This is a genomic window from Clostridium homopropionicum DSM 5847, assembly GCF_001263795.1.
In the GTDB taxonomy this organism is placed as follows: domain Bacteria; phylum Bacillota; class Clostridia; order Clostridiales; family Clostridiaceae; genus Clostridium_H; species Clostridium_H homopropionicum.
This window is the reverse complement of sequence record NZ_LHUR01000010.1, coordinates 158,306-181,236: the sequence shown is the minus strand read 5'-3', so window position 1 is coordinate 181,236 and position 22,931 is coordinate 158,306. Positions and strand designations below refer to the sequence as shown.

Annotated in this window: 22 protein-coding genes, 1 tRNA gene, 2 rRNA genes and 1 other annotated feature; of the genes, 15 read left to right on the top strand and 10 right to left on the bottom strand. The window is 30.8% G+C overall.

What is annotated here, in order from left to right:
• The 3 genes from CLHOM_RS02165 to CLHOM_RS02155 form a co-directional block, all read left to right on the top strand.
• Positions 1-95: ribosomal RNA gene (locus CLHOM_RS02165) — 23S ribosomal RNA — on the top strand; the annotation flags it as partial.
• A gap of 150 nt (positions 96-245) precedes the next feature.
• Positions 246-362: ribosomal RNA gene (rrf, locus tag CLHOM_RS02160) — 5S ribosomal RNA — on the top strand.
• Positions 363-367: 5 nt separating this feature from the next.
• Positions 368-442: transfer RNA gene (locus tag CLHOM_RS02155), tRNA-Asn, on the top strand.
• 68 nt (positions 443-510) lie between these two features.
• On the opposite strand, the gene lgt is transcribed toward CLHOM_RS02155, so the two are convergent.
• Entirely contained in the window at positions 511-1,284 is a 774-nt protein-coding gene (gene lgt / locus CLHOM_RS02150) for a prolipoprotein diacylglyceryl transferase (protein WP_052220038.1), read from the bottom strand.
• A gap of 4 nt (positions 1,285-1,288) precedes the next feature.
• Positions 1,289-2,152: a ComEC/Rec2 family competence protein gene (locus CLHOM_RS02145; protein WP_052220037.1), complete on the bottom strand. Its 864-nt coding sequence runs from the start codon at positions 2,150-2,152 to the stop codon at positions 1,289-1,291.
• Positions 2,153-2,311: 159 nt separating this feature from the next.
• On the opposite strand from CLHOM_RS02145, the gene CLHOM_RS02140 reads away from it, so the two are divergent.
• Complete coding sequence (locus tag CLHOM_RS02140; RefSeq protein WP_052220036.1) at positions 2,312-3,028, top strand: lysophospholipid acyltransferase family protein; 717 nt, start codon at positions 2,312-2,314, stop codon at positions 3,026-3,028.
• Between the two features lie 21 nt (positions 3,029-3,049).
• Here the strand turns inward: CLHOM_RS02140 and CLHOM_RS02135 are convergent, their stop codons facing one another.
• Complete coding sequence (locus CLHOM_RS02135; protein WP_052220035.1) at positions 3,050-3,379, bottom strand: hypothetical protein; 330 nt, start codon at positions 3,377-3,379, stop codon at positions 3,050-3,052.
• 78 nt (positions 3,380-3,457) lie between these two features.
• Here CLHOM_RS02135 and CLHOM_RS02130 point away from each other — a divergent pair, with 78 nt between their 5' ends.
• The 7 genes from CLHOM_RS02130 to argH all read left to right on the top strand — a co-directional run bounded on the left by CLHOM_RS02130 (position 3,458) and on the right by argH (position 10,866).
• Positions 3,458-3,907, top strand: a complete 450-nt coding sequence (locus CLHOM_RS02130; RefSeq protein ID WP_052220034.1) for a hypothetical protein — start codon at positions 3,458-3,460, stop codon at positions 3,905-3,907.
• A 131-nt stretch (positions 3,908-4,038) separates the two neighbouring features.
• Positions 4,039-5,958: an aconitate hydratase gene (locus CLHOM_RS02125; RefSeq protein ID WP_052220033.1), complete on the top strand. Its 1,920-nt coding sequence runs from the start codon at positions 4,039-4,041 to the stop codon at positions 5,956-5,958.
• A gap of 24 nt (positions 5,959-5,982) precedes the next feature.
• Positions 5,983-6,981 (top strand): isocitrate/isopropylmalate dehydrogenase family protein, encoded by a 999-nt coding sequence (locus CLHOM_RS02120; protein ID WP_052220032.1) that lies wholly within the window; start codon positions 5,983-5,985, stop codon positions 6,979-6,981.
• A gap of 87 nt (positions 6,982-7,068) precedes the next feature.
• A complete protein-coding gene (locus tag CLHOM_RS02115) occupies positions 7,069-7,797 on the top strand; it encodes an AzlC family ABC transporter permease (protein ID WP_052220031.1) in 729 nt (242 codons plus the stop codon).
• Positions 7,790-8,092 (top strand): AzlD domain-containing protein, encoded by a 303-nt coding sequence (locus tag CLHOM_RS02110; protein ID WP_052220030.1) that lies wholly within the window; start codon positions 7,790-7,792, stop codon positions 8,090-8,092. The genes CLHOM_RS02115 and CLHOM_RS02110 overlap by 8 nt, the downstream gene beginning before the upstream one ends.
• A gap of 129 nt (positions 8,093-8,221) precedes the next feature.
• Complete coding sequence (locus CLHOM_RS02105) at positions 8,222-9,424, top strand: argininosuccinate synthase (RefSeq protein WP_052220029.1); 1,203 nt, start codon at positions 8,222-8,224, stop codon at positions 9,422-9,424.
• Positions 9,425-9,552: 128 nt separating this feature from the next.
• Positions 9,553-10,866, top strand: coding sequence for an argininosuccinate lyase (argH, locus tag CLHOM_RS02100; RefSeq protein WP_052220028.1), 1,314 nt, complete (start codon positions 9,553-9,555; stop codon positions 10,864-10,866).
• 87 nt (positions 10,867-10,953) lie between these two features.
• On the opposite strand, the gene CLHOM_RS02095 is transcribed toward argH, so the two are convergent.
• The 3 genes from CLHOM_RS02095 to CLHOM_RS02085 all read right to left on the bottom strand — a co-directional run bounded on the left by CLHOM_RS02095 (position 10,954) and on the right by CLHOM_RS02085 (position 12,819).
• Complete coding sequence (locus tag CLHOM_RS02095; protein ID WP_052220027.1) at positions 10,954-11,481, bottom strand: tryptophan transporter; 528 nt, start codon at positions 11,479-11,481, stop codon at positions 10,954-10,956.
• Positions 11,482-11,621: 140 nt separating this feature from the next.
• Positions 11,622-11,880: a binding site (T-box leader), on the bottom strand.
• 106 nt (positions 11,881-11,986) lie between these two features.
• The gene (locus CLHOM_RS02090; RefSeq protein ID WP_052220026.1) at positions 11,987-12,196 is read right to left on the bottom strand and encodes a DUF378 domain-containing protein; all 210 of its coding nucleotides are present in this window, start codon (positions 12,194-12,196) and stop codon (positions 11,987-11,989) included.
• A 158-nt stretch (positions 12,197-12,354) separates the two neighbouring features.
• On the bottom strand, positions 12,355-12,819 hold the full coding sequence (locus CLHOM_RS02085) for an Lrp/AsnC ligand binding domain-containing protein (protein WP_052220025.1): 465 nt from the start codon (positions 12,817-12,819) through the stop codon (positions 12,355-12,357).
• Between the two features lie 351 nt (positions 12,820-13,170).
• Here CLHOM_RS02085 and CLHOM_RS02080 point away from each other — a divergent pair, with 351 nt between their 5' ends.
• The 3 genes from CLHOM_RS02080 (at position 13,171) to CLHOM_RS02070 (ending at position 15,226) form a co-directional block, all read left to right on the top strand.
• A complete protein-coding gene (locus CLHOM_RS02080; RefSeq protein WP_052220024.1) occupies positions 13,171-13,557 on the top strand; it encodes a hypothetical protein in 387 nt (128 codons plus the stop codon).
• A 56-nt stretch (positions 13,558-13,613) separates the two neighbouring features.
• Positions 13,614-14,384: a histidinol phosphate phosphatase gene (locus tag CLHOM_RS02075; protein ID WP_052220023.1), complete on the top strand. Its 771-nt coding sequence runs from the start codon at positions 13,614-13,616 to the stop codon at positions 14,382-14,384.
• A gap of 176 nt (positions 14,385-14,560) precedes the next feature.
• Complete coding sequence (locus CLHOM_RS02070) at positions 14,561-15,226, top strand: L,D-transpeptidase family protein (protein ID WP_052220022.1); 666 nt, start codon at positions 14,561-14,563, stop codon at positions 15,224-15,226.
• Between the two features lie 136 nt (positions 15,227-15,362).
• Here the strand turns inward: CLHOM_RS02070 and CLHOM_RS02065 are convergent, their stop codons facing one another.
• The 4 genes from CLHOM_RS02065 to CLHOM_RS02050 form a co-directional block, all read right to left on the bottom strand.
• Positions 15,363-18,350 carry a vitamin B12-dependent ribonucleotide reductase gene (locus tag CLHOM_RS02065; RefSeq protein ID WP_052220021.1) on the bottom strand — a complete coding sequence of 996 codons (2,988 nt, stop codon included), beginning with the start codon at positions 18,348-18,350 and terminating at the stop codon, positions 15,363-15,365.
• Between the two features lie 262 nt (positions 18,351-18,612).
• Entirely contained in the window at positions 18,613-21,222 is a 2,610-nt protein-coding gene (locus CLHOM_RS02060) for a cation-translocating P-type ATPase (protein ID WP_052220020.1), read from the bottom strand.
• Positions 21,223-21,298: 76 nt separating this feature from the next.
• Positions 21,299-21,829 (bottom strand): chromate transporter, encoded by a 531-nt coding sequence (locus CLHOM_RS02055; protein WP_052220019.1) that lies wholly within the window; start codon positions 21,827-21,829, stop codon positions 21,299-21,301.
• The gene (locus tag CLHOM_RS02050; protein WP_052220018.1) at positions 21,829-22,365 is read right to left on the bottom strand and encodes a chromate transporter; all 537 of its coding nucleotides are present in this window, start codon (positions 22,363-22,365) and stop codon (positions 21,829-21,831) included. Before CLHOM_RS02050 ends, CLHOM_RS02055 begins: the two co-directional genes overlap by 1 nt.
• A 143-nt stretch (positions 22,366-22,508) precedes the next feature.
• On the opposite strand from CLHOM_RS02050, the gene CLHOM_RS02045 reads away from it, so the two are divergent.
• Entirely contained in the window at positions 22,509-22,931 is a 423-nt protein-coding gene (locus CLHOM_RS02045; protein WP_052220017.1) for a YaaR family protein, read from the top strand.

Below are 22,931 nucleotides of genomic sequence, written 5' to 3'. Positions count from 1 at the left end.
AAGACCCCTGAAAGACCATCAGGTTGATAGGTTAGAGGTGTAAGTGCAGTAATGTACTCAGCTGACTAATACTAATAGGTCGAGGACTTGATCAATATTAATTCACTGTGCAATTTTGAGAGAATAAATTTCTTTCAAAGGAAACTCACTCAGCAGAGCTGAGGAGTACTGATTAATGACACTCTTGAGCAGAAGCTCATGAGTAGCCGGCCATCACAAAATCGAAGATTTTGGATGTCTGGCTATCTGGTGGTTATGGCTTGAAGGTAACACCCGTTCCCATTCCGAACACGAAGGTTAAGCTTCAAAGCGCCGATGGTACTGCACTGGTGACGGTGTGGAAGAGTAGGTCACCGCCGGATATTGTTCCGCGATAGCTCAACGGTGGAGCACTCGGCTGTTAACCGATAGGTTGAAGGTTCGAATCCTTTTCGCGGAGCCATTTTTTATTTTTTGTGAGAATTAATGGAGCACATAATTATAATATTATAATCATGTGCTCTTTTTATTTTAAATATATTTTGTTGTTTTTCTTTTGTTTAATACAATTAAGAATATTAATGCTGCAAATATAAATATTAAGCTAATTAATTGAGCCATTCTAAATGGGCCAATCATTAAACTGTCAGTTCTAAGACCTTCTATAAAAAATCTTCCAATAGAATACAGCATTAAATATAAGAAGAAAATAGATCCCTTATATAATTTTACTTTTCTACTGATAATCATAAGAAAAATAAAAACCATCAAATTCCAAGAAGACTCATATAAGAATGTAGGATGATAATAAGCACCATCAATGTACATACCCTTCTGTATAAAACTTGGGAAATGAGAAATAAATTCTTTGGATACTTCTCCTCCATGAGCCTCTGAATTAAAGAAATTTCCCCAACGTCCAATAGCTTGAGCAATAATAAAAGGTGGACCGACTACATCAAGTAATTTAAGAAAATCTATTTTTTTATATCTTGCCATAAGATATCCGCTAAGAATAGCACCCAGTATTCCACCATGAATTGCAAGTCCGCCGCCTCTAATATTTAGTATTTCCATAAGATCGTTCTTGTAATAAGACCACTCAAATATTACATAATAAAGTCTTGCGCATATTACTGAAATTGGTAAAGCCACGATAAACACATCTGTTATTTTATCAAAATCCATATCATATAGTTTACTTTGAAGTTGACCTACAAAGTACCCCACAATGATAGCAAAGCTAATTATAATTCCATACCATGCGATAGGGAGACCAAAAAGATTAAATGCAATTGGATTCAAAAAATCACTTCCTTCTTAAAATTTTATATCCATCGCTTTCTAAAACTATTGTACCTTGTAAATCTGTTCTAAAAAGTTGGATATTTTTGTTTTTTAGTTTTAACAATGTTTCTTTATGAGGATGCCCATATTCATTATCTTTACCTACGCTAATAACAGCAACCTTAGGGCTTACCTCGTTTAAGAAATTTTCAGAGGTAGAGGAATTACTTCCGTGATGAGCAATTTTAATTATATCAGAATCAATATTATAACCCTTTGAGAGAATTTCTTCCTCATTTATGATTTCTGAATCACCACAGAATAAAAAACTTGTTTCCATAAAATTCAGCTTAAGGACTATGGAATAATGGTTAATTTCTGTATATAGGTTATTTACTGGGGAAAGCATTAATAGACTTAAATTTTTATCCAGATCTATTTTTATTCCTGCTTTACCTGTAGAGACGTTGAAATTTTTGCTACGTAATGATTGTAGCACATTTTTAAAGCTTTCTGAACTACTTATTACATTAGGTAAATAATATGTTTTAGTATTGATGTTCTTTATAATATAATTAAGACCTCCAATATGATCCTCGTGTGGATGAGTAATTATCACATAATCGAGGGTTTTTATACCTAGCTTTCTTAAGTATAAGTAAGCTTTTTTATCAGGACCTGAATCAATTAGCAAATTTTTATTATTTATTTGAATTAAAGCAGCATCTCCTTGACCAACATCAATGTAATGAATTCTTAATTGATTAGGTTTCAATTCACTTAAAGAATTCTTTACAGGGAGTTTATAAAGTATACAGAGGACAAGTATAAATATTAATAAAGAAATTACAGCATAAATTTTAAAATGTCTCTTAAATATTATCATAGTTACTCCATTCTACATTATTGTGCATGTATTATAATGATGACATTATTTTAAGAAAATATAACCATAAAATATATTTTAAAAGTATTTATTGAATAAATTTTTATTCAAAAGTATAATATTATTTGCGTAGCAGAATATGGAGGTGGAAAAATTATTATGAGAACTATTTATTTATTCATATATTTATTTTTTCTAGTAATAAGAAAAAACTTTTTAAAAATAAACTATACAAATATTAAGAATAAGCAAGGAGAAAAAGAAGCTCAACAATATTTGCATGGAATAGCAATGAAATGGGCTAGAGATTTTCTAAATAAAGCTGGAATAAAGGTTATTTCAGAAGGAAATGAAAATATACCTAGTGAAGCTTGTTGCTTTGTTGCAAATCACCAAGGAAACTTTGATATATTTGCTTTGCTTTCAGTAGTTGGTAGACCTATTGGCTTTATTGCAAAAAAAGAAATTAATAAATTGCCAATCATACCTTGGTGGATGAATGAGATGAAATGCGTATTTATTGATAGGGAAAATGTTAGAGAATCTTTAAAAGCAATTAATCAAGGTGCAGATAATCTAAAAAATGGAAATTCAATGGTTATTTTCCCAGAAGGTACAAGAAGTAAAAGCAGCGAACTGGGAGAATTTAAAAAGGGAAGCTTAAAGATGGCTGTTAAGGCAAATGTTCCTATAGTTCCAGTTGCTTTAGATGGAAGTTATAAAATATTTGAAGAGAATAATGGAAGATTAGAAAAAGGAACTATTAAAGTAGTATTTGGCAAACCAATATATATTGACCAAATTTCTAAAGAAGAACAGAAAGAATTAGCAGAGCTGGTTAGAAATGAAATTGATAATAAATTAAAAGAAGTGTAGATTATATATTCCTCTACACTTTTATTCGTTAAAATTATTTATTATTAGATTTTGAAGTATTTCTACATCTCTTTTTAAAGTTTCGTTTTTTAAATGAATTAATTTGAGTTCAGAATCAAGCTTTTGGGTTTGTGTTTTTACATTAGAAAGCTTAGAGTTAAGCTGCCTAATCTGCATATGCTTGTCTTTTAGCAAGGGTTCATACATTTTATTTATTGTTATTTTCTTACTATGGGAAAAACTTATATTTTCGTATATGTTTTTAAAGAAACAATTACAGCTTTTTATAAAATTAAAGAATAAATTGATAAAGCTTTTAAATATTGATAATATTAATCTAAAAATATCCATTTAATCACCTAAGATTATTTTACCATATGTATGTTAAGTAAGTATATAATAAACTGTTTTGCAAGGAGAGATTGAGTAGTGAATGAGAATGCACCTTCATCCTTAAAAAATTATGTAAAAAATAAAGAAAAAGAAATTCAAAGCTTAGCAAAGACTATAGAAATGCTTAAAGAGGAAATTGAACAAAAAGAAGAGATTCTTTTACAGAGAAAAAGTATTTTGGAGCACGAAAAGCTAGATGAAACTTTATTGACTGATAAATTTAATAGTTTATATAGAATAGTTAAAGAAAGAGGTATTTTTCTTGTATTTCATGTACAAAAACATAATCTTAAGGAGTGGGATAATCTTTTTGTTGGGAAAAATGGTAATAAGAATTTGATTATTAATAAAAATGGTGAGATTATTGGTGAGCTAGATAAAGATATTATAAGAATTTTTAATAAAGAAATAAAAGAAAAAAAATATAGTATTTTAGTTGTTAGGGTTAATACGAAAGTGATTAAGGCAAGACTTGTTGTTAAATAGTGAAAATCTAAAATATAATTTTGCATAAGAATAATACATTCAGCTTTATGCAATTGTCTTTACTAAGAATGCATAATTATGATATAATTTTGAATAAATGTGTTATAGATTAATTGAAGGGGTTGAACAGAATGGGGTACAACATAGTAGAAAAAATATTAATGAACCATTTAGTTGTTGGTGAAATGAAAAAAGGTAGTGAAATAGGTATTAGAATAGATCAAACCTTAACTCAAGATTCTACAGGAACAATGGCTTATCTTCAATTTGAAGCCCTTGGTGTAGATAAAGTTAAAACAAAGCGTTCAGTTGCCTATATTGACCATAATATGCTTCAAACAGGTCCTGAAAATGCAGATGACCACGCATATATTCAAACAGTTACTAAAAAACATGGAATATATTTCTCAAAGCCTGGTAATGGGATTTGCCATCAGGTTCATTTAGAGAGATTTGGTGTTCCAGGACAAACTCTAGTAGGATCAGATAGCCATACTCCAACTGCTGGAGGTATTGGAATGATTGGAATAGGTGCTGGTGGACTTGATGTTGCAGTAGCTATGGGTGGTGGAGAATATTATATTAAAACTCCTAAGGTTGTAAAAGTTGAATTAAAAGGAGTTCTTAATCCATGGGTTACAGCAAAGGATATAATTCTTGAATTATTAAGAAGACTTACTGTAAAGGGTGGAGTTGATACAGTATTTGAATATGCAGGAGAGGGAGTTAAGACTCTTTCTGTACCTGATAGAGCTACTATAACAAATATGGGAGCAGAGCTTGGTGCAACTACTTCAATTTTCCCAAGTGATGAAACAACTTTACAGTTCTTAAAAGCACAAGGAAGAGAACAAGATTATACTGAAATAAAGGCTGATGAAGATGCTACTTATGATGAGGTAGTAGTAATTGATTTAAATCAATTAGAACCTCAAGTTGCTTGCCCACACAGCCCAGATAATGTTGTTAAGGTTAGTGAACTTAAAGGAGTAAAAGTAAATCAAATTACTATCGGAAGCTGTACTAATTCATCTTATGTTGATATGATGAAAGTAGCAGAAATTTTAGATGGAAAAACTATCCATGAAGATGTATCTTTAGTAATTGGACCAGGATCAAAGCAAGTATTAAATATGCTTGCAGCAAATGGGGCTCTTGCTAAAATGATAGGTGCTGGAGCTAGAATTATAGAATCAGGCTGCGGTCCGTGTATAGGTATGGGTCAAGCACCTGCAAATGGAGCAGTTTCACTTAGAACAATTAATAGAAACTTTGAAGGAAGATGCGGAACAGCTACAGCTGGAGTATATCTTGTAAGTCCAGAAGTTGCTGCAGTTTCAGCGTTAACAGGATATATAACTGATCCTAGAGAGTTTGGAAAAGCTCCTGAAATTGAAATGCCAAAGGAATTTTTAATAAATGATAATTTAATTGTAAGCCCAGCAGAGGATGGCAGCAAAGTGGAAATAGTAAGAGGTCCGAATATAAAACCTTTCCCAAAAGCTGAAGCTTTAAAGGAGAAAATTGAAGGAAAAGCATTAATAAAAGTAGGAGACAATATAACTACTGACCATATAATGCCTTCAAATGCAAAACTATTACCATTTAGATCTAATATACCTTATTTATCAGATTACTGCTTAGCTCCATGTAATCCAGAATTTCCAAAGAGAGCAAAGGAAAATGGAGGCGGCTTCATTATAGGTGGTTCTAACTATGGTCAAGGATCAAGTAGAGAGCATGCGGCTTTGGCTCCACTTTACCTTGGAATTAAGGCTGTACTTGCAAAATCTTTTGCTAGAATACACATGGCAAATTTAATTAATAATGGAATAATGCCTTTAGTATTTAATAATGCTGGAGACTATGATAAGATAGATGAATTTGATGAACTAGTAATAGAAAATGCTTTAGCAGGTGTTGAAGAAGGAAAAATAACAGTTAAAAATAAGACTAAAAATGAAGAATATCCTATGAACTTAGTACTTTCTGAAAGACAAAAGGAAATGATACTTAAGGGTGGATTAATCAATACTATTAAAGATAAATAATATTTAAGTTCGGGAGGTAGGACAATGACGCACTGTGTAACTTTAATTCCAGGTGATGGAATAGGACCAGAGGTAATGATAGCCACTAGAGCTGTTATAGACGCAAGTGAAGTGGATATTAGCTGGGAGATTGTAGAGGCAGGAAGGAAAGTTATTGATGAATTTGGGACACCACTTCCGAATTACGTTATTGATAGTATTAAAAAGAATAAAGTTGCAATTAAGGGCCCTATAACAACTCCAATTGGTGAAGGCTTTAGAAGTGTAAATGTAGGTCTTAGGCAGGCTCTGAATCTTTATGCTAACGTTAGACCTGTTAAAACCTATGCTGGTATAAAATCTAGATACGATGATGTAAATCTTATTATAGTAAGGGAGAATACTGAAGATTTATATGCAGGTATTGAACACAGCATTGGAGATGTAGCTGCTGAAAGTATAAAAATAATAACTAGAGCAGCTAGTGAACGAATAGCAGAGTTTGCATTTAAGATGGCGAGAAAAGAAGACAGAAAGAGGATTACGGTAGTTCATAAAGCAAATATAATGAAATTATCAGATGGGCTATTTTTAAAATGTGCAAAAGAAGTGGCTGAAAGAAATAAAGATATTCAGTTTGATGATATGATTGTGGATGCCATGAGTATGAAATTAGTACAAAATCCTGAAAAATACGATGTTATTCTTATGCCAAATTTATATGGAGATATACTTTCAGATTTATGTGCTGGACTTGTTGGAGGACTTGGAGTAGTTCCAGGTGCTAATATTGGTGATGATGTAGCAGTATTTGAAGCAGTCCATGGCTCAGCACCTGATATAGCTGGGAAAAATATTGCTAATCCAATAGCATCAATACTTAGCGGGGTCATGATGTTAAGATATTTAGGTGAATATGAAGCAGCGGATAGAATCGACATTGCATTAGCTAAGGTATTGGAGGAGGGAAAAGTAATAACCTCTGACTTAGGAGGAAATGCAAAGACTATGGAATTTGCTGAAGAAATTATAAGAAACCTATAAATAAGTTATTATATATTCTAAAAAGATGTGTAGATTTTTTATCTATACATCTTTTATATTATTTTTTACTAAATGAGGGGGCTTTTTATGGAAGCTAATATTAGAGGGTATAGTAAGGAGGAGTTCAAAGAAGGATTGAAAGCAGGTATTCCGATCTTTATGGGCTATTTTCCTATATCCATTACCTTCGGATTAATTGCTAAATCTTCAGGAATATCAGGAGTATTAGCTGTATTAGTATCTATGTTAAATTTTACAGGTGCTACTCAATTTATTGGAGTAAATATGATTTCTCAAGGAATGAGCTTAAGTAATATTGTACTTACTACCTTTATGATTAATGCAAGATACTTACTAATGTCCTTTTGCATGGCAAATAAACTTAAAAGTACAGTTGGTTATAAAGTTAAAGCCTTGCTATCCTTTGGAGTAACTGATGAGGTTTTTGTTGTTTCAATGACTAAGGAAAATCTAGATCAATCTTTTGTCCTTGGTACTGAGCTCATATCCTATGTAGGATGGGCCTTAGGAACTTTAACAGGAGTTGTATTAGCGAGTATATTGCCAGAGAGCATTACTAGAAGTATAGGAATTGCTATATATATTATGTTTATTGCATTGCTTCTCCCTGCTATGAAAGGGTCATTAAAAGTAACTTTAGTTGCTGTTATAGCCATGCTTATAAGTTCATTAATATATTGGATTCCAATATTAAATAAGGTTATTGGTAATTGGAGAATAATAATATCTATTATTATTGCTTCATTAATAGGGGCAAAATTTATGCCTCAAGAAGAAGGTGAAACATATGACTAAGGTTTTGGCTTGGGTACTATTGGTCAGTGTAGTTACATATTTACTAAGAGCTTTACCTTTAGTTTTGCATAAAGGAAAGGAACCAAGTAAATTTATTAAATCTTTTTTAGAATACATACCCTATGCAGCCCTTGGAGGACTTCTATTTCCTGAAATAATATATTCAACGGGGAATAAGCTTACTGCTGTAATTGGAGGGGTTTTCGCAAGCATTTTAGTATTGAAAAAAGTGAATATGATAGTAGTTGTATTCGGATCAATTTTAGTAGTATATATATTAAACTTATATTTTTAGTGTATTTGTGTAAAGATAAAAGTGTAAAAAAGTATTGCATAAATATAAAAATATTTGTATAATTATTAAAAATGGTAGTGATTATTTTAACTGGATTAATTTTAATTAAATATATAGGAGGAGAATAAAATGAAAGAAAAAGTAGTATTAGCTTACTCAGGTGGATTGGACACTTCAATTATAATACATTGGTTAAGGGAAAATTACGATTTAGATGTTATAGCTTGCTGCGTTAATGTTGGTCAAGATGAGGATTTTGAAGAAATTAAGAAAAAGGCTATAAAGTCTGGTGCTTCAAAAATATATGTAGAAGATGTAACAGAAGAATTTGTAACTGATTTTCTTTTTAAAGGAGTTAAAGCAAATGCAGTTTATGAGGGAAAATATTTATTAGGAACTTCTTTTGCAAGACCATTAATAGCTAAAACTCTTGTAAAAATAGCTCAATTGGAAGGAGCCAAGTATATTTGCCACGGATGTACAGGAAAAGGAAATGACCAAGTTCGTTTTGAAGTTGGAATTGCATCATTAGATCCTTCTATAAAGATAATAGCTCCTTGGAGAATTTGGAATATAAAATCAAGAGAAGATGCTATAGATTATGCTAATGAAAATGGAATAGATGTTCCAGTAACTAAAGAAAAGATTTATTCAAGAGATAGGAACATATGGCATACAAGCCATGAAGGTGGAGATTTAGAAAACTTAAAAAATGAACATAAGGGAGAAATGTACCTTATGACAGTTCCACCTGAAAAAGCTAAAGATGAGCCTACATATGTAGAAATTTACTTTGAAAAAGGTATAGCTAAAAAATTAAACGGAGAAGAAATAAGTCCAGTAGAATTAGTAAATAAATTAAATAAGATAGGCGGAGAAAATGGAATCGGTGTTGTTGATCTTTTAGAAAACAGACTTGTAGGCATGAAGTCTAGAGGAGTATATGAAACTCCAGGTGGATCAATACTATATGCAGCACATAGAGAGTTAGAATATTTAACTGTTGAGAAGGAAGCTTTCCACTTTAAAGAAATGGTATCTCAAAAATACGGTGAATTAGTGTATAACGGACTTTGGTATACAACAATAAAAGAAGCTCTTGATGCTTTTGTAGATAAAACACAAGAAAAGGTAACAGGAAGCGTAAGGTTAAAATTATATAAGGGAAATATCATGTTTGCAGGAATGGAATCACCTTATGCACTTTATGAAGAGACTATTTCTTCTTTTGGAGCTAGCGACTTGTATGACCATAAAGATGCTGAAGGCTTTATAAACTTATTTGGTCTTCCATACAAAATAAATGCAATGCTTAATGGCAATAAGAAATAGGTACTGGGTTCTAGGTTCTAGGAAAATATAATCACTAATCGCTAGTCACTAATCTCTATTCTCCAGAAATAAGTAGAGATTAGCGATTAGTGACTAGAGGTTAGCTATTAAAAGAACGGAGTGATTTAATGAAGCTTTGGGGTGGAAGATTTAAAAATGAAGAAAGCAAGCTTATGGAGGACTTTAATAGTTCTCTAAGCTTTGATAAACGATTATATAAAGAAGATATTACAGGAAGTATGGCTCATGTTAAAATGCTTGCTAAGTGCGGTATTTTGACAGAAGAAGAGGGCAATAAAATTGCAGAAGGATTAAAGTCCATACTAAATGACATAGAAGAAGAAAATCTTCTAATTGAAGGGGATTATGAGGATATTCACAGCTTTGTAGAAGTTAATCTTATAGGTAGAATTGGCGAATTAGGTAAAAAGCTTCATACTGGAAGAAGTAGAAATGACCAAGTAGCAGTAGATATGAGAATGTATGCAAAAGCTAAGGCTTATGAAGTTATTGAAAACATAGATGAGCTTTTAAATACTATTAAGACATTAGGTGAAAATAATAATGTTATAATGCCTGGTTATACTCATCTTCAAAGAGCTCAGGTAGTAACTTTCAAACACCATATGATAGCTTACTACAGCATGCTTATAAGAGATAAAAAGAGGATTTTAAGTGATATTGAAATTTTAGATGAAAGTCCTTTAGGGTGCGGTGCCTTAGCAGGCACTACCTACAATATAGATAGAGAGCTTACAGCAAAAGAATTAGGCTTTAAAAAGCCTGTAGATAATTTTATGGATGGTGTAAGTGATAGAGATTATCTAATAAGTCTATTATCCTCTTTCTCTATAATAATGATGCATTTAAGCAGACTTAGTGAAGAGTTAATATTATGGAGCAGTAAAGAGTTTGATTTTATTTCTATTAGCGATGAGTTTTCTACTGGAAGCAGTATTATGCCTCAAAAGAAAAATCCAGATGCCGCAGAGCTTATTAGAGGAAAAACAGGAAGAGTTTATGGGGCTTTGATGTCTCTATTAACAACTATGAAAGGAATTCCTCTAGCTTATAATAAGGATATGCAAGAAGATAAGGAAAGATTTTTTGATGGTTTAGACACTGTATTAAAAAGCTTAAAGGTTATGAATGGCATGTTAGCTGGATTAAAGATTAAAGAAGCAAATATGTACAATAGCGTGAAAAAAGGCTTTTTAAATGCTACAGAAGCTGCAGATTATCTTGTTAATAAAGGAATGGCCTTTAGAGATGCTCATGGGGTTATTGGCTCTATAGTGTTGTATTGTGAAGAAAATAATAAGGCTATTGAAGAACTAAATTTAGAGGAAATGAAAAAATTTAGTATTCTTTTCGATAAAGATGTATACGAATTTATTGATTACAAAAATACTTTAAAAAGAGGAATTAAGAAGAATATCTAACAAATAAAATAAAAAGATAGTAAAAACATGCAGGAGGGGGTCCTGCATGTTTTTTTACTATCAGTATTAAAGTCAGCATATTATAAATTAATATACTTTTGAGTTTGATCTTTTTAAAGAAATATTTATTATATTGTAAAGGATAACTCCTCCAATAGCGTTAATTAAAGTTGCTGGAAGTACTACACCTATAAATAAAGCTTTAAAGGAAGCTCCTCCAGGTAATCCTGCTAAAATGGCAGCTGATCCTAGGAAAACTGAACCACTAATGATAGTTCCAATTATAGTAATAACAACAGCTTTTACTTGTGAATTTAATTTGTTTCTAATTGGTAATAACATTAAGTATACAGCATGTGAAGTCACTATTTTATCTATGATGTTTGGAACTTGTCCATTTGGAAAGCCTGTAGTTAGCGCAGTCAGAATTCCACAAACAATTCCAGAAGTTAAAGCAGTTTGATAATCATCATTAATTAAAATTACTATAAATAACATTATTAATGCAAGATCGGGCTTCATTCCCATAATAATCGGTGGTGTTATTTCATGTAGTATCAATCCTACAGCTAGTAATAGTGAGTTAATGATAAGCTTTTTTACATTTAATTTCATAATTAATTCATCCCTTCTTAAATAAAAATTGTTATAATTGCAATTTGCAAGTTGTGTATTATATAACCAATTTGAGGATAGTTCCTTTCAAGCCATAATAACTCACCACCTTTTCTAAAAATAAAAAAACTCCGCCCTAATTATAGGGCGAAGTATCATTCGCGTTGCCACCTAAATTATGAATAAAGTGTATAAAGAAAAGCTTCATTCATATCTCATTTCAGATACATACATATCCTATCGCTGTAACGAGCGAATCACGGTAAATACTACTCTCTAAAAAGATTTCGGTTTACATCTAACAGGTCCATTCACTAAAGGTTATCGTATTGAGATCCCACCATCCTCAACTCTCTGAAACTAAATCCTAAAGTTACTATTCCTGATCAAAGATTTTGAAAACAAACTATTGAATTTATTTTAATGTAATAAAGTGATAAAGTCAATAGAAAAATTAAAAAAAATCTCAAATATTTTAAAATATTTGAGATTTTTTTTAATTTTTCTATTTTGTTTCTCTAGGTTCTCTATCTCTACCAAAGAAAGAAATAGCATAAAGTCCAGCAATACCAACTAAAGCATATATAGTTCTAGTAAGTCCTGAGAAATCTCCAAATATTGAAGCAACAAGATCATATCTAAAAAAACCGATAAGTCCCCAGTTAATTGCGCCTATAACAACTAAGATAAGTGCAATTGCATCAAATGTTCTCATAAGAAGTTACATCTCCTTTATAAAATATTTTTACAAAAATATTATTAGCAATTAATAAAAAAATATTAACTAATAAATAAACCAAATAGTAAAAATATGAAAAGCTATACTGAAAAGCACAATCAGTACAGCTTTAATTTAAGGAAATACTATATGTATTAAAGTTGAACATTTCTTTCAATAGGCTGTGATAATGAAATTAATGTATCTGTTCTTTGAATTTCAGGAATAGCTTGAATTTTGTTCATTAGCAAATTTTGTAAGTCTCCTATGCTTTTACAAATAACTTTCATAAACACAGAGTATTCTCCAGTAGTATAATGTAATTCTACTACTTCACTTATTTTTTCAAGCTCTGATAGGACGCTTACATAGGAAGCAGCCTTGTCTAAATATATACCTATAAAACAACATACATCATAACCAAGCTTACTATTGTCTAAGATAAGCTTAGTCCCCCTTATGATACCCATATCCTCCATTTTTTTCATTCTAACATGAATAGTACCGCCACTAACGTGACATTTTCTTGCTATTTCCAAGTATGGAGTTCTAGAATCTCTTATTAATATTTCTAATATCTGAATATCTAGATCATCAAGTCCGTTTATTTTTAAATCCATAGAAACCACCTCAAGAGATAATATATTTAATAACATTATAACAGAATTATTAATAATTTATCAAAAAAAACAATAGTAATTATTAATATATTATGAAAATATTTTTTTATTACATATTTTATTGATTAATTATTAGAAATTTAACGTTTTTTTATCAATATTATAATTATTCATAAAATATATTATGATTTTATAACATAACTTTAAAAATAATATATAGCATAAAGATAATTACTGAAAATAATATTTATTCATAATAAATGGGAGGTTAATGTAGATTAACCTTGATAAATATAGAAATATATATGTATAATAATAATGTACACAATTAGACTATGAGGAGGAAACACAATGGAGTTTTTAAAGGCATTTATACCAATGTTAATAATGGTCATTATAATTTTACTAGTTTATAATGCACTAAAGATTTTTGTTTTTGATAATATTAAGGTAAATAAATGGGTAATACTTGTTATTGCTGCGGTAATCTTTGCAGTTCCAAATATAATTTGGAGTGGTAAAATAGTAGGTGTATGGCAATACCTTCATATGGGCGTATTCTTAATTTTCTTTTTATGGTTTATGGATTTGATTGGATTATACGGAAAAGGAGCAAAGAAAAAGCCAAAAGTTGAAACACGTAATGGAGTTATAAAGGCTAAAGCAAAGCCAAATAGAATAAAAGATGGTTCTATGGAAGTAATATCAGCTAAGAGTAAAACTAGAAAAAAGAAATAGGTTAAATTAAGCAAAACATAAAGATGTTTTGCTGTTTTTTTAAAGGGAGAGAAAAGATGTTTGATACACATTTACATACAAAGTATTCTACGGATTCTAAAATGAATATAGAAGAGGCTATAAATAAAATTAAGAATAATCAAATTGGAATTATAGTAACTGAGCATATAGATTTAAATTATAAGGATAAAAGTCAATTTAACTTTAATATAAAGGACTATTTTAATGAATATGGATCATATAGAGGAGAAAACCTTTTACTTGGAGTAGAGATTGGCATGAGTAATAGATATTCTAAGGAAAATAGGGCAATATCTACGGACTATCCATTTGATTATGTAATAGGTTCTCTTCATGAAATGTATGACACAGATTTGTATGAGGCTGAAAAAATTTATAAAAGCATAAGTAAAAAAGAACTTTACATTGAGTATTTTAAGCAAATAATAAATTGCCTAGAAGAGCATTCTTTTGTAGATAGTTTAGGCCATATTGATTACATTTCAAGGTGTGCAGTCTATAATGATAAAGAGATGTATTATGAAGAGTATAGAGAATATATAAATGAAGTATTGCGAAAAGTAATTCATATGGGAATGTGTTTAGAATTGAACACAAGAAGGCTTGGAGATAAGAAAGCCGTAGAAAATTTAATAAAAATATATAAGAATTATTTTGATTTAGGTGGCAAATATGTGACTTTAGGCTCTGATGCACATAGACCAGAAGATATAGGTAAGAATTTTGAACTTGCAAAGGATATTATTGATTATTGCAATTTAAGAGCAGTCTATTATAAAAATAGAAAAATTGAATTTGCACATTAAGAATAAAATGGGATATCTAATTTTTAAGATGTCCCATTTTATTCTTATAGGATTTTTATTTTTTCTCGGTATTTTTATCTTTAAAATATCAAATCATAATAAAGGGACTTTTTAGATTTGTTTTGATATGAAATGAGGTGTTATAGCTGGTTAAGATAAGGCTTAAAAGGAAGACTATGATTTTATATCTAATCATCTTATTTATTTTTAATATTAGTGAATATACTGTAAATGCAGCACCTATTGAAAATTCTAAGAAGAATCTTGCTATATTAGTAGATCTTAATGAAGAAAGACTTTATTTAGTAGATAAAGATAACAACATAATAGTAAAAAAATATAGTATAGCTAGTGGCAAATTAGAAACTCCTTCGCCCATCGGTACCTGGAAAGTAGTGAGTATGGGGAAATGGAGCGGAGGCTTTGGAACAAGGTGGATTGGAATAAATGTACCCTGGGGAAAGTTTGGAATTCATGGAACCAATAAGCCACATACAATTGGATCAGAAGCTTCACATGGCTGTATTAGAATGTTTAATAAGGATGTTGAGGAGTTGTATGAATATGTGACATATGGAATGATAGTATCAATTTATGCAGGCCCTTTTGGGCCTTTCGAAAAGGGTTTGATTACACTAAAACCTGGAGACAGAGGTTCAGCAGTTTATGAGGTACAGAGAAAGATGAAGGAAAAAGGATATTATCCAGGGCATTTAGATGGAATATATGGAGAAGGCATGAAAGAATATGTAATAAAGTTTAGAAAAGATAATAACCTAACTATAAGTCATAATGTAGACTATCAATTTTATAAAAAGTTAGGAATAACATTAATTGATTAGGATATCTTATATAGAAGATATTTGTTAGATATATATTTTATAGATAATAAGATACTAATATTAAAAAATCACTACTTAATTTTGGGTTTAAGTAGTGATTTTCAATCTATTTATTACTTATGAATTAATAGTATCTTTAGCTGCATCCTGTTGTGGAGCCGCAATCAAGACAAACTTTACAAGTACCGTTTTTAACCATTCGGGTACTTGAACAGGTTGGGCAAATACTATCATATAGACGTTCTCCCTCCTGACTAATATCTTCTGGTTTAGGAGCAGTATAAGAATTTCTAAAATTAGCATTTAAGGTTTTTGCCATATACTCTTCATCTTTTACTTGACACCTTGTAAAATCCCCAAGTTCTATATCAATTATTTTACTAATTAAGTCTGAAATAGATGTTACGTATTTTATATACGGATGCTTCTTTACATAACCATATGGTTCATATTTTTGTCCTCTAAGCATTCTAGCGATGTCTTGCGGTGCTACATGGTATTGAAGCATTACGGAAATTGATTTTGAAAGAGAATTTAATAATCCAGTAATTATAGTTCCTTCTCTATCAGTAGTTATATATATTTCTGAAATTTCCCCTTCAGTATTTCTATTAACAGTAGTATATATTTTAACATCATCAATTTGAGCAGGATGAGTAGTACCTTGTCTTATTCCTATTAGTTTATCCCTCTTAGAATAATGATGTTTAGATTGAAGGTCTCGAACTTTATCTAATAGCTCATAATAATTCAAATCTTCAATTCTTTTACTTCCATCCTCTGAAAGACTTGTATTTAGAGGCTGGCTAGCTTTGGAACCATCTCTATATAGAGTTATTCCCTTAACTCCTAGGCACCATGAATTAAGAGTTACCGATTTAAATTCATCAATAGTTGCCGTTTTAGGAAGATTTACAGTTTTTGAAACTGCTCCAGAAATAAGTGGGGTAATAGCTGCAACTAATTTAACATGACCCATTGGGGCAATATACCTTTTACCACTTCCGCACTTATTGGCAGTATCAAAAATTGGGAGATGTTCTTCTTTTAAATGAGGGGCTCCTTCAATTTTTCCATCAACTATTTTTTCATATTCAAATCCATTTTCTTCTATAGTTTCTTTTCGCATAATATAGTTTACAATGTCATCAATCTCCTGATCAGTGTATCCAAGATTCTTAAGCGATACTTCTAAAACAGGATTTACAATAGTCATAAAGCCACCACCCGAGAGCTTTTTATAAACTACATGACTAAAGAAAGGTTCAATGGATGTAGCACCAGAATCCATAGCAAGGGAGATAGTTCCGGTTGGAGCCATAACCGATACCTGGGCATTTCTGTAGCCGTATTTTTCACCAGATTTAAGAGCATTTTTCCAAATTTCCTTTAAAGTAACACTTAATTTACTATGGTTTTTATTATTAAGTAAGTTATGATCAACTTTAATAGGTTCGTAATTTAAGTTTTCATAAGCTGAATCAAGAGCGCCGGCTACTCTAGAATGGTTTCTAATAACTCTTAACATATGTTCCTTGTTTATTTCATACTTATTAAAACTTCCAACCTCCTTAGCCATTAATGAAGAAATATAATATGAATAACCAGTTAGTATTCCTATTAAGGCAGAAGCAAGGGCTCTGGCTTCATCGGAATCATAAGGGTATCCAATTGCCATAAATAGTGAAGCTAAGTTGGCTATACCAAGGCCTGTTGTTCTAAAAAGATATGTTTTTCTTGCTATATCTTCAGTTGGAAACTGTCCCCAATGGATAGATGCTTCTAAAGCTAATTGAATAAGCCCTACCATATGTATGTATCCATCCAAATCAAATTCTTTTTTATTTATATTGTAGAAATTAAAAATATTAATGGAAGCAAGATTACATGAAGTATCATCTAAAAATGCATATTCTCCGCAAGGATTTGTTGAATTTATCCTATTGTATGGAGCATTAAATACACCATCTTCTCCTGATGGACAAGTATGCCAAGCATTAAAAATGTCATCAAATTGAGGTGCAGGGTCGGCACATTCATAAGCAGATTTATTAAAGGCATCCCATAACTCAGATACAAGTAGGGTTTTATTTACTATGTTACTTACTCTGCCTTTTAGTTCTATTTTAGCGTCAGAGTTAATAGAAAGATTATTTACTTTTCTCATGAAATCATCAGAAAATCTTACTGAGTTATTTCCATTTTGACCGGAAACAGTTTCATAAGCTTCTCCCTCAAAGCTAATGTCATAGCCCATCTTACCTAAAGCTCTAACCTTATCCTCTTCTTTAGCCTTCCAGGTTATAAAGTCCATAATTTCAGGATGATCTACATCAAGGCAAAGCATTTTAGCAGCACGTCTTGTTGTTCCCCCAGACTTTATAGCACCAGCATTTCTATCAAGTCCTTTTAAGAAACTCATAAGACCTGATGAAAAGCCACCTCCAGAAAGAGGCTCTCCTTTAGCTCTAAGGTGAGAAAAATTAGTACCAGTACCAGAACCACCTTTAAATAGTCTTGTTTCAGTTACGTATTGCTCTGAAATGGAATGTGGTCCTAGAAGCTTATCTTCAATAGATAAAATAAAGCAGGCAGATGCTTGGGTTCTTGAATAGGCATCTAAGCTCTCAACTACTGAATTATCTTTTTCGCTATAATAATAATTTCCTTGTTTTGAGCCCTTTATTCCGTATGATAGGGATAACCCAGTATTAAACCATTGAGGAGAATTTGGTGCATACATTTGGCTCAATAGTCCATAAACCATCTCATCGTAATAAATTTTAGCTTCTTCCTCTGTGGTGATTATTTTTTCATCCTTTAGAGCCTCAAGCCAAAAGTTTACTAATCTATGAGCTACCATTTTCATGCTGTTCTCATAACCAAGCTTATTTGGAACACCGGTACGCCTAAAATATTTTGAAGCTATGATATCACATGCGTTTTGAGAGAAATTTATAGGAAATTCTAAGCTTCTCATATCGGTTAAGGTTTCACCAGTTTTATAATCTTTTAATATTACATCTACTTTTTTCCATTGAAACAAATCATAAACTGTTTTTGAACTATCCTTTTCCAATTCCTTAGTATAATATCTAATAAGTATTTTTTTTATGGAATCCATTTTAATCCTCCTTTAAGGTACTACATATAGTGAACAATATGAAATGACACACTACATATAGTATTATATAGTAAACTTTTCTATGAATCAAGTAAATTATTCACATATGAGGATGCTAGTGTATGATTTGGAACTGTTATAAGATAAGGTAAAAATAAATTGAAAAGCTGTATATTAAAGTATCTAAAGAATATATAAAATAATATTAAACCAGTAATTAGTTAGTTTGTTAGTACTAGTTACTGGTTTAAAAAATTAAGATTTACTTTGAGTTTTTAAATAGTTTTACTATTTCATTTACTACTAGAGGTGTTAAGCTTAGAGCGATTATCCAGGACCAATCATATAGGTTAAGCATATAAACACTAAAAATATTTCTTAGTATAGGAATAAATAAAATCATAGTTTGCAATAATATTCCTATTAAAATGGAACCTAATAGTAATTTGTTAGTAAAAAAACCAAGTTTGAAAATAGATTTGTCTGTACTTCTTACATTTAAGGAGTGAACTAATTCAGAGATACTCATTACCATGAATGCCATAGTTTGTGCATGCAATAGAGAATTTGAATATCTAATCCTCCCAATATAGAAGGCAATTAAGGTAAGAGAACCAATTAGTAATCCATTAAAAGCAAGATTCCATAATACTCCATGGAAGATACTTTCTTTGGGACTTCTAGGTGTATCATTCATAACACTAACATCTTTTGGGTCAACTCCTAGGGCTAGTGCAGGAAGGGAGTCAGTTACAAGATTTATCCATAAAATATGTATAGGTCTTAAAGGAGAAGACCATCCTATTAGTATGGATATAAATATTGCAATTATTTCTCCCATGTTGCAAGATAGTAGAAACAATATGGATTTTTTAATATTTCTATATATATTTCTTCCTTCTTCAATGGCAGATATTATTGTTGAAAAGTTATCATCTGTCAGTATCATATCTGAAGCACCTTTTGCCACATCAGTGCCTGTAATACCCATAGCAACTCCTATATCAGCTATTTTTAAGGAAGGGGCATCATTTACACCATCTCCGGTCATGGATACTATATTTCCTTTTGACTTAAAGGCTTTTACTATTTTAACCTTGTGTTCTGGAGATACTCTTGCGAAAACCCTTATGTTTGGGATTATCTCATTAAGTTCTTCTTCAGACAAACTGTCAAGCTCTGAGCCTGAAATAATTTTTTCCTTATCTTTGGTTATATCTAAAGTTTTAGCAATAGCAAAGGCTGTGTCCTTGTGATCACCAGTTATCATGACTGTAGAAATTCCTGCTTTTTTACATAGAGCTATAGAGTCTTTAACTTCTAGTCTTGGAGGATCTATCATTCCAACTAAGCCTATAAAAGTTAAATCTTTTTCTAGAGCATCTATTTCTACATGGGAATTTGATAGTATCTTAAAAGCTGATCCCAGAACCCTTAGAGCCTCCTTTGACATTAATGAGGCAGAGGAGAGAATTTGATTTTTCTGATCTTCTGTTAATGGAATAATTTCACCATGTATATATACAGTATTACAAAGCCTTAATAAATTATCCATAGCTCCTTTAGTCATTACATAATATTTATTATCATAAGTATTAACAGTTGTCATTAACTTCCTATCTGAATCAAAAGGAATTTCATCTATTCTTTTATGGTTTCTTTCTAAATCTTCCTTAAAAATGTTATGTGCTAAACCAGCATTTAATAGTGCTATTTCTGTAGGATCACCTGTAGCATTGTTTTTTGAAGAAGTTGCATCATTACATAAGACTATGTTTTCTAAAAGTAATCTGTGAACAGGATTTGAGTAGTCTAGCTGTTCAATATCATTTAAACTATTATCTGAATAAAATTTTGTTACTGTCATTTTGTTTTGAGTTAAAGTGCCAGTTTTATCTGAACATACAATATTTACTGAACCTAAAGTTTCAACTGCAGGTAATTTTCTTATTATGGCATTTTCCTTTATCATTCTTTGAACTCCAAGAGCAAGAACAATAGTAACAATTGCTGGCATTCCCTCTGGAATAGCGGCAACTGCTAAACTAATTGATGTTAAAAAAAGTTCAAATAAATCTCTACCTTGAATAAGCCCAATTATAAATATAATAGTACAAATGCAAATGGCTGCAATACCTAGTATTTTACCTAGCTGCTCTAATCTCTTTTGAAGAGGAGTCAATTCATTTTTGTTTTCCTTTAACATTGAGGCAATTTTACCTATTTCAGTTTTCATTCCTGTATTTACTGCTATTCCAACACCACGACCGTTGCTAACAAGAGTAGACATAAATGCCATATTTTTTTGATCGCCTAAAGGGGTGTTTAAATTCTCCAATACTAAATCAGCATTTTTATCAACGGGTATAGATTCACCTGTAAGAGATGATTCTTCAATTTTAAGATTAGCAGATTCAATAAGTCTTAAGTCACAAGGAACATATCTTCCAGCATCAATAATTACAATATCTCCAGGAACAATATCCTCAGAAGATATCTCCTTTAATTCCATATCTCTTTTTACAAGAGCTTTTGGAGTGGATAAGCTTTTTAAGGCTTCTAAAGATTTTTCAGCTTTAGATTCCTGAATTATTCCTATGATGGCATTTAATAATATTATTATTCCTATAATAACTGAATCACTAATTTCACCTACAAGGGCAGAAATAATTGCTGCAGCAATTAGAATATATATAAGAATATCATTTATTTGAGCAAAAAATCTTTGAATTATAGTTTGTTTTTTTTCAGTTGCTAGTTTATTTAAACCGTATTCTTTCCTTCTTTGTTCTACTTCTGAAGTAGTAAGTCCATTTGAAGAATTGGTTTTAAAGTCTTGTATAATCTGCTCAGTTTTCTCTGAATAAAACATAAAAATCACCTCGTTCTTATTATTCTATACTGGCAATGAAAATATTACTTTTAATCATTACTTCTTAAATATATTTTTAGTACCAAAATATAATTCCCAAAAAACCAGATAATAATATTATTAAAATTGGATGAAGTTTTGTTTTAAAAAGAAAAAATCCTATAATAGTCCCAATGATTATGCTTTTAAAATCTTTTATATTATAAGATATTTTAGCCAAGGATAAGAATGCAGAAATAATAAGACCAATTAGAGCAGGTCTCATCCCAAGAAGAGCTGCTTTTAAATGTTTAGATTTCTTGAATTTTATTACATAATGACTAGCTATAGATACTAATAAAAAGGAAAAACTTACTACACCTAAGGTTGCAGCTATGCTGCCCAATATCCCACTCATTCTATATCCGATAAAAGTAGCTGAATTTATTGCTACGGGACCAGGGGTCATTTGAGATATTCCGATTATATCTATAAATGTTTTTGAATCAATCCATTTGTGATTAATTAGAACCTCCTTTTCAATAAAAGGGAGCATTGCGTAACCGCCTCCGAAGCTAAACATTCCAATTTTTAAAAAGGTAAGGTAAAGGTTTATTAGTAATTTCATTAGTTAACCTTCTTTCCTAAAAAAATTAGACCATACAGTGCGGAGAGGATTATTACTAGAATAGGATGTATCTTTAAAAAAGAAATGGCTATTACTGTGAAAAGAACAATTGCTAAATTTATTAAATTTTTATTTACTGACTTTGAAAGGCTAATTACTGCAACTAAAACTAACATTGGCACTGCAGCAGATATTCCTTTAAATACTAATTCAACAGTTGGATTATTTCTAAATTGTTGGAAGAATATTGCTACGATTAGTATTATGAAAAATGATGGAAGTACAACACCTAGTAGAGCTAGAATTCCACCTAAGATACCACCAATTTTATACCCAATAAATATTGAAGAATTCACTGCAAGAGCCCCGGGAAAGCTTTGGGAAATTGCAAGTATATCAAGGAATTCTTCTTTTTCTAGCCATCGTTTTTTATTTACTACCTCTGCTTCAATTATGGGGATCATAGCGTATCCACCACCAAAAGTAAAGGCTCCTATTTTAAAAAAGCTAATAAACATAATTAGTAATTTTTTCATGAGATCACCCTTTAAACTTTTTATTGCTTACATTATTATAATCCTATATTAAGTTACAAGCAAATGTCATTAGTAAAGGATGCTTTGTTTTTGCAGTAATATGCTATATAATATAAGTAAAGTTGTTATTTGGAGGTGAATTGATGGAAATATCTAGGATAAGGCGAGGTTCTCAAGTAAGTTCAGAAAAAAAAATAATTTCAAGCAAAAAAGATTTTTCACAAAGCTTCAGCTTTGCCCACCAAAGAAAATCCGAACAGCAACTTAAAGAAATGATTGAAAATATTAAAAAGAAGGGAAATAGGTTAACAGTTTCTAAATGTTATGGGGATGTAGCTGCATATAAAAGAATGATTAGAGAGTATTTGGAATCAGTACTTTATTATATGTATGGGATAAAGAAGGATATTAGCTTTTGGCAAACACAGTACTTCATTACAGTTGAAACTATAGATGCTAAGCTCGAGGAGTTAACACAAATGCTTTTAAATGAAGAGAAGGACAACCTGGCCATTGCAAGCACTATTGATGAAATTACTGGACTTGTTGTAGATATATACAAGTAA